This window comes from Acidovorax sp. HMWF018 (assembly GCF_003061035.1).
Lineage (GTDB): Bacteria > Pseudomonadota > Gammaproteobacteria > Burkholderiales > Burkholderiaceae_C > Acidovorax > Acidovorax delafieldii.
Genome location: NZ_QAIM01000483.1, coordinates 1685 through 9017, shown reverse-complemented (window position 1 = coordinate 9017; position 7333 = coordinate 1685). Strand labels below are relative to the sequence as shown.

The window sequence follows — 7333 nt, the reverse complement described above, 5'->3', positions numbered from 1 at the left end:
GTGGGGCGGGTGGCGGGGTCTCTGGAGTGCTCATGGCTCCAAGCATACAGACTGGGAGCGTGAACACGCCCTGAGGGCAATCCTGTCGTGTGCATCGGGCGTTAACTCCACCACCGCCACCATAGAACCGATTCAGGGGGCGTCAGGCTTTGCGCTGCAGATGGGCCTCGCGCTGGAACAGCTCGGCCGCCCAGTCCACAAACGCGCGCACCTTGGCGCTCAGGTGGCGGTTGGGCGGGTACACCACATACACAGGCAGCAGGGGTTGGGTCCAGTCGGGCAGCAGCTGCACCAGGGCTCCGCTGGCGAGGTAGCGCTGGGCTTGCCAGCTGGTGATCTGGCCAATGCCCAGGCCCGCCACGATGGAGGTCACGTAGGCGTTGGCCTCGTTCACGCTCAGCTGGTAGGGGCCGGTGATGTCGATGGACTCATCACCCCGGCGAAACTCCAGCGGGTAGTGCCGCCCGCTTTGGGGCGAGAAGTAGATCACGCTGGCATGTTTCTCCTCGATCTCCAGCGGGTGCGTGGGTGTGCCCTTGCGCTCCAGGTAGGCGGGTGCGGCGACGGTGATGAACTCCAGGTTGCCAATGCGGCGCGCCACCAGTGACTGGTCGCTCAGCTCGCCCCCCCGGATCACGCAGTCCACGTTGTCCCCGATCAGATCCACCGTGCGGTCGCTCACACCCAGGTCCACCTGGATGTCCGGGTAGCGGGCATGAAACTCCGCCAGTTGCGGAATGATGAGCAACTGGGCCACCGACGTGCCCACGTCGATGCGCAGCCGCCCGCGCGGGTTGGCGCGCGCGTTGGTCATGCTGGCCTCGATGTCGTCCAGGTCGGTCAGCAGCCGCACCGTGCGGTCGTAATAGGCCGCGCCATCGGGTGTCACGGTCACGCGGCGGGTGGTGCGGTTGAGCAGCTTCACGCGCAGCCGCTCCTCCAGCGCCTGCACATGCTTGGTCACCGTGGCTTTGGGCAGGCTCAGCGAATCCGCTGCCCGGGTAAACGTGCCGGCCTCCACCACCCGCACGAATATGCGCATGGCCTGTATCTGGTCCATGGCTTCTCCTTGAGTCATCAGCACCCAGATTGGGTGCTGAGGAATTCTCACACGGGCGCCCCGGTTTGATTGTTGAGCTTTTGGAAACAGTGCGGTGGTGTTTGACCTGTTTATCAGAAAGGCCCAAGCCACTACATTTCATCCATCGTCAACCGACCTTCCACCTATCCACCTACCTACTGGGTACCTGCCATGCAGCCCGACCGCCCGTCTTCATCCTCTTTGCCCACGCAGCCCGCTGCGGCGCCCGCCAAGGCGTCCGGGGTGGCTGCGTCCGTCTGCACCGATTCCACCATTGAGGTGGCCCAGGGGCAGGACGTGGAAGTGCGCATGTACGGCCGCAAGAAGACCGGCCAGGCGTCACCGGTGGTCGTGCACTTCCACGGCGGGGCCTTCATGTCGGGCGATCTGGACAACGGCTGCACGGTGGCTTCTCTGCTGGAGAGTGCCGGGGCAGTGGTGGTGTCGGTCGCGTATCCGCTCACGCCCTTTCCGCAGCCGGTGGACACGGGTTACGGTGTGCTCAAGTGGGTGCACAAGCACCGCACCAAGCTCGGCGGGCAGGGCGCCGCCGTGTACCTGGCGGGCGAAGAGGCCGGTGGCAACCTGGCGGCGGCCGTGGCACTGATGGCGCGTGACCAGTCTCACCCCCCGCTGGCCGGGCAGATCCTGCTGTCGCCCATGCTGGACCCCTGTGTGGGCACCGCGTCGCTGCGCGAGGCCACGGGGGACTCCACGGGCTGCAAGTGGACCGAGGGCTGGCGCAACTTTCTGCGCTGCCCGCGCGATGCCGAGCACCCCTATGCGGTGCCTGCCGGTGCGCAGCGCCTGGCGGGGCTGCCCCCCACGCTGATCCTGGTGGGCGACACCGACCCCATGCACGACGAGGCGCTGGCCTACGCGGCCCGGCTGGAGGCTGCCGGCCTGCCGGTCACGCGCCACGTGTTCTCCAAGAACCCGCAGTGGCCCGATGCCCTGCTGCAGACTGGCCCGCATGAATGTCCGTGTGCGGCGGGTGCGCAGGAGCAGTTCCGGCAGTTCTTTGCCTCCACGCGAAGTCCGGTGCCGTCCTGACGACGGCCCCTGACACCTTCTCACCCCCCTGACAGCCGCTGACCTCCACCCGGGTGGAGGCAGAGAAACGCGGGCTCGGCGCGAGCCCCATTCCCTTTTTGCATCTTGATTTCCGGCCTGGCGTGCCGGAGGGGAAACGCTTGCCCGGCGTTGCCCGCTCCGCATGCCCTAGAGCCCACGTTAGCCACTCAAACGACACGGAGGAAAGAACACACCATGCATGCACCCCTGATCCCGTTGGCCTGCGGCCGCTGTCACAGCGCACCTGGCCGCACCGTCTTTTGACGTGGCACGCAGGCCGCCCCGGCGTTTGTCGCCGGGGTATTGACCTTTCCACCGTGTCATTGCCGAGACTTCATTTCGCGCCCTTTGCATTGACACCTGCCGAGCGCAGCCCACAGGCGCCAGCGCACGGCATACAAGTTTCACAGCGTGCTCCACAAGGGCACACCTACTGATCGAAAGTGACCATGAACTTCCCATCCTTCTCCAAGTTCTCCCAGCGCCGCCCCCTGGGTCTGGCCACCCTTGCCACGGCCGTGACGGCCACCGTGGCGGCTGCTGTTCTGGTGTTTCAGGCACCCGTGGCGCAGGCGGATAGCGCCCCCGCAGCACCGCCCGCCATGCCGGTGTCGGTGGCTGCCGTGCTGCAAAAAGACATCGCCCTGTGGGACGAGTTTTCCGGCCGGCTCGAAGCCGTGCAGCGCGTGGATGTGCGCCCCCGCGTCTCGGGCGCCGTGCAGGCCGTGCACTTCCGCGAAGGCTCGCTGGTCAAGCAGGGCGACCTGCTGGTCACGGTGGACCCAGCCCCCTACGCCGCGGAGGTGGACCGCGCCGAAGCCCAGGTGGTCGCTGCACAGGCCCGCCTGTCGTACACCCGCAGCGAACTGGAGCGCGCCACGCGCCTGCTCGAAGAAAAAGCCATTGCCCAGCGCGAACATGACGAGCGCCTGAACGCCCAGCGCGAGGCCGATGCCAACCTGCGCGCCGCCCAGGCCGCGCTGCAGACCGCGAAGCTGAACCTGGGCTACACCCAGGTGCGTGCCCCTGTGGCGGGCCGTGTGGGCCGCATCGAAGTCACCGTGGGCAACTTGGTGGCGGCCGGCGCGGGCGCCCCGGTGCTGACCACGCTGGTGTCGGTCAGCCCCATCTACGCGAGCTTCGACACCGATGAGCAGATCGTGGTGAAGGCCCTGGCCGACCTGCAAAGCGGCCAGCGCGGCAATAGCGCCCGCCAGCTCATCGAGCGCATCCCTGTCCAGATGGGCACGGGCACCACGGGCGGCACGCCGCACGCCGGTCGTTTGCAGCTCATCGACAACCAGGTCGATGCCAAGAGCGGCACCGTGCGCGTGCGCGCCGTGTTCGACAACGAAGACGGCTCGCTCATCCCCGGCCAGTTCGCCCGCATCCGCATGGGCCAGGCCCGCAACACCCAGGCGCTGCTCATCAACGAGCGTGCCGTGGGCACCGACCAGAACAAGAAGTTCGTGATGGTGGTGGGCGAGGGCAACAAGGCCGAGTACCGCGAGGTCACCCTGGGCGCGCCGATTGACGGCCTGCGCGTGGTCACCTCGGGCCTCAAGGCGGGCGAGAACATCGTCGTCAACGGCCTGCAGCGCGTGCGCCCCGGTGCCGTGGTGGCGCCACAGCCTGTGCCCATGACCGCCAAGGCCGAGATTGCGGGTGATCGCAAGGAAGCCAAGAACGCCGCCAAGTCGCCAGCCGCCTGAGCGCGCTGGACACCAGGAATTTGCATCCATGAACCTGTCCCGCTTTTTCATCGACCGCCCCATCTTTGCCGGGGTGCTGTCGGTGCTCATCTTCCTCGGGGGGCTCATCGCATTGCGCGGTCTGCCCATCTCTGAATACCCTGAAGTCGCGCCGCCCTCCGTGGTGGTGCGCGCACAGTACCCGGGCGCGAACCCCAAAGTGATCGCCGAGACCGTGGCTACGCCGCTGGAGGAGTCCATCAACGGCGTGGAAGGCATGCTCTACATGGGCAGCCAGGCCACCACCGACGGCGTGATGACGCTGACGGTGACCTTTGCCCTCGGCACCGACCCCGACAAGGCCCAGCAGCTGGTGCAGAACCGCGTCTCGCAGGCCGAGCCGCGCCTGCCCGAGGAAGTGCGCCGCCTGGGCGTCACCACCGTCAAGAGCGCGCCGGACCTGACCATGGTTGTCCACCTGGTCTCGCCCAACAACCGCTACGACATCGACTACCTGCGCAACTACGCGGTGCTCAATGTGAAGGACCGCCTTGCGCGCATCCAGGGCGTGGGCCAGGTGCAGATCTTCGGCGGTGGCGACTACTCCATGCGTGTGTGGCTCGACCCGCAAAAGGTCGCGCAGCGCGGCCTCTCGGCCAGCGACGTGGTGACCGCCATCCGCGGTCAGAACGTGCAGGCGGCCGCCGGCGTGGTGGGCGCATCGCCCGGCCTGCCCGGCGTGGACCTGCAACTGTCCATCAACGCCCAGGGCCGCCTGCAGACCGAAGAAGAGTTCGGCGACATCATCGTCAAGACCGGTGCGGACGGTGCGGTGACGCGCCTGCGCGACATCGCCCGCCTGGAGCTGGGCGCGGCCGACTACTCGCTGCGCTCGCTACTTAACAACGACCCCGCCGTGGGCATGGGCGTGTTCCAGGCGCCGGGCTCCAACGCGCTCGACATCTCGTCGAACGTGCGCAAGACCATGGACGAGATCCAGAAGAACATGCCCGAAGGCGTGGAGTACCGCATTGCGTACGACCCCACGCAGTTTGTGCGCGCATCGATCAAGTCGGTGATCCACACGCTGCTCGAAGCCATCGCCCTCGTTGTGCTGGTGGTGATCCTGTTCCTGCAGACGTGGCGCGCCTCCATCATCCCGCTGCTGGCTGTGCCGGTGTCGGTGGTGGGTACGTTTGCCGTGCTGCACCTGCTGGGCTTCTCGATCAACGCGCTCTCCCTGTTCGGGCTGGTGCTGGCCATCGGCATCGTGGTGGACGATGCCATCGTGGTGGTGGAGAACGTCGAGCGCAACATCGAGGCGGGCCTGACCCCGCGCGAGGCCACCTACCGCGCCATGCGCGAAGTCTCCGGCCCCATCATTGCCATCGCACTGGTGCTGGTGGCGGTGTTCGTGCCACTGGCTTTCATCAGCGGGCTCACGGGCCAGTTCTATCGCCAGTTCGCGGTGACGATCGCGATCTCCACGGTGATCTCGGCGATCAACTCGCTGACCCTGTCGCCCGCGCTGTCAGCGCTGCTGCTCAAGGGCCACGACGAGCCCAAGGACGCGCTCACGCGCGGCATGGACAAGGTGTTCGGTGGCCTGTTCCGTGGCTTCAACCGCATGTTCCATCGGGGCTCTGAAGCGTATAGCGGCGGGGTCAAGCGTGTGATCGGCCGCAAGGCGCTGATGTTTGTGATCTACCTCGCGCTGGTGGGTGCCACCGTGGGCCTGTTCAAGATCGTGCCCGGCGGCTTCGTGCCCGCGCAGGACAAGCAGTATCTGATCGGCTTTGCGCAGCTGCCCGACGGCGCCACGCTGGACCGCACCGAGAACGTGATCCGCCGCATGGGCGAGATCATGAAGGAGAACCCGAACGTTGAAGACGCGATTGCCTTCCCCGGCCTGTCGATCAACGGCTTCACCAACAGCTCCAACTCCGGCATCGTGTTCGCCACGCTCAAGCCCTTTGCCGAGCGCACCCGTGCCGACCAGAGCGGCGGCGCCGTGGCAGGCCAGCTGAACCAGGCGTTTGGCAGCATCCAGGACGCGTTCATCGCCATGTTCCCGCCGCCCCCGGTGGCGGGCCTGGGCACCACGGGCGGCTTCAAGCTGCAGATCGAAGACCGTGCCTCGCTGGGCTATGAAGCCATGGACAACGCGGTGAAGGCCTTCATGGCCAAGGCCTACCAGACGCCCGAGCTGGCGGGGTTGTTCACCAGCTGGCAGGTCAACGTGCCGCAGCTGTACGCCAACATCGACCGCACCAAGGCACGCCAGCTCGGCGTGCCCGTGACGGACATCTTCGACACGCTGCAGATCTACCTGGGCAGCCTGTACGCCAACGACTTCAACCAGTTTGGCCGCACCTACAGCGTGCGCGTGCAGGCCGATGCGGCCTACCGTGCGCGGGCCGAAGACGTGGGCCTGCTCAAGGTGCGCTCTGCCACCGGCGAGATGGTGCCGCTGTCGGCGCTGATGAAGATGGAGCCCAGCTTCGGCCCCGAACGCGCCATGCGCTACAACGGCTACCTGGCTGCTGATGTGAACGGCGGCCCCGCACCCGGTTATTCATCGGGCCAGGCCCAGGCCGCCATCGAGCGCATTGCCGCAGAGACCCTGCCCCAGGGCATCACGTTCGAATGGACCGAGCTGACCTACCAGGAGATCCTGGCCGGCAACTCCGCCGTGCTGGTGTTCCCGCTGGCCATCCTGCTGGTGTTCCTGGTGCTGGCCGCGCAGTACGAGAGCCTGACGCTGCCCATCGCCATCATCCTGATCGTGCCCATGGGCATCCTGGCGGCCATGACCGGCGTGTGGCTGAGCAAGGGCGACAACAACGTGTTCACGCAGATCGGGCTCATCGTGCTGGTGGGGCTGTCGGCAAAGAACGCGATCCTGATCGTGGAGTTTGCGCGCGAGCTGGAGTTTGCCGGGCGCACGCCCATACAGGCCGCCATCGAGGCCAGCCGCCTGCGGCTGCGCCCCATCCTGATGACCTCGCTGGCCTTCGTGATGGGTGTGCTGCCCCTGGTGCTGTCCACCGGAGCGGGCGCCGAAATGCGCAGCGCCATGGGCGTGGCGGTGTTCGCCGGGATGATTGGTGTGACGGCCTTTGGCCTGTTCCTCACGCCCGTGTTCTACGTGCTGCTGCGCAAACTGGCTGGCAACCGCCCGCTGGTGGAGCATGGCGCGCATGTGGCGCCTATCTCGCACAACACCGGCACCGGTGGCACCGCGCACCCCGTGCTGGCTGCGCCACGCAAGGAGCACGAATGATGCCCTTGACCACGGTGACAACAACGACCTTTGTGGCCCTAGATGCGCGCTCCACGGTGCACCCGCTGCCGACTGCAACGGGTGAATCGAGCGGGGCAGGAGACCAACCATGACCGATTTGCTATTGAAGAAAAACTCCACCGACGGTGCCCTGGCAGTGCGCAAGCGCAGCCTGCTGGCGCCCCTGGCTGCCGCCCTGGTGCT

At 66.8% G+C, this 7333-nt stretch carries 4 protein-coding genes; 3 read left to right on the top strand and 1 reads right to left on the bottom strand.

Annotation, left to right across the window (positions count from 1 at the left end; all coding sequences use genetic code 11):
• Positions 1-142: 142 nt before the first annotated feature.
• Positions 143-1060, bottom strand: a complete 918-nt coding sequence (locus DBR23_RS20625) for a LysR family transcriptional regulator (RefSeq protein ID WP_056061756.1) — start codon at positions 1058-1060, stop codon at positions 143-145.
• A 192-nt stretch (positions 1061-1252) separates the two neighbouring features.
• Between DBR23_RS20625 and DBR23_RS20620 the strand changes: the two genes are divergently transcribed.
• The 3 genes from DBR23_RS20620 (at position 1253) to DBR23_RS20610 (ending at position 7129) form a co-directional block, all read left to right on the top strand.
• The gene (locus DBR23_RS20620) at positions 1253-2134 is read left to right on the top strand and encodes an alpha/beta hydrolase (RefSeq protein ID WP_192418796.1); all 882 of its coding nucleotides are present in this window, start codon (positions 1253-1255) and stop codon (positions 2132-2134) included.
• Between the two features lie 470 nt (positions 2135-2604).
• Entirely contained in the window at positions 2605-3867 is a 1263-nt protein-coding gene (locus DBR23_RS20615; protein ID WP_056061759.1) for an efflux RND transporter periplasmic adaptor subunit, read from the top strand.
• A gap of 28 nt (positions 3868-3895) precedes the next feature.
• On the top strand, positions 3896-7129 hold the full coding sequence (locus DBR23_RS20610; protein WP_108499442.1) for an efflux RND transporter permease subunit: 3234 nt from the start codon (positions 3896-3898) through the stop codon (positions 7127-7129).
• Positions 7130-7333: the final 204 nt, after the last annotated feature.